The organism is Mesorhizobium sp. M8A.F.Ca.ET.202.01.1.1 (genome assembly GCF_004791595.1).
GTDB lineage: Bacteria > Pseudomonadota > Alphaproteobacteria > Rhizobiales > Rhizobiaceae > Mesorhizobium.
This window is the reverse complement of record NZ_SRUN01000090.1, coordinates 1-404: the sequence shown is the minus strand read 5'-3', so window position 1 is coordinate 404 and position 404 is coordinate 1. Positions and strand designations below refer to the sequence as shown.

General features: G+C 57.9%; 1 protein-coding gene and 1 pseudogene. Both read right to left on the bottom strand.

The genetic code is table 11. From position 1 onward, the window contains the following. A pseudogene (locus tag EN845_RS36545) lies at positions 1 to 165 on the bottom strand (helix-turn-helix domain-containing protein); the annotation flags it as partial. Positions 166 to 201: 36 nt separating this feature from the next. Beyond that, positions 202 to 404 (bottom strand): hypothetical protein (locus EN845_RS35865; RefSeq protein WP_210235529.1); only part of this gene is annotated, 203 nt, incomplete at its 5' end.

Here is a 404-nt window from a genome sequence, read left to right as displayed (position 1 = left end):
TGCTTTGACAAAAGCCGTTATGTGTGCCTTCCGACCACGAATCCAGAATCTCATGCGGCCCGGCTTCGTTGAACCGGTGTGCCCAGTCTCGCAAGGTCTGGCGGTCCATCCCGCCGATCCTGCCGCGTCCGCACGGCTCATGCCGTCAAGCCCCGCCGCTAGAGCAGTTCAGGTTTTGACTGAATCTGAGGGGATTCCGGTTTAGGCTGTTTTGTGATTCATGTGTGGACGGCCCCCGTTGAGCAAGAAGATTCTGACAATGGCAATACTGAAGCGGTCAGGTTCATTCATGTGTTCGGCCTGTTTTTGTGCGGCCTCAGGCCGCTGGCCATGATGGTGTCGGTGGATCGGGCCCTCATCAAGCTGCCGCGCTGCGATGCGCGTTGAATCACTCAGGTTCTCCC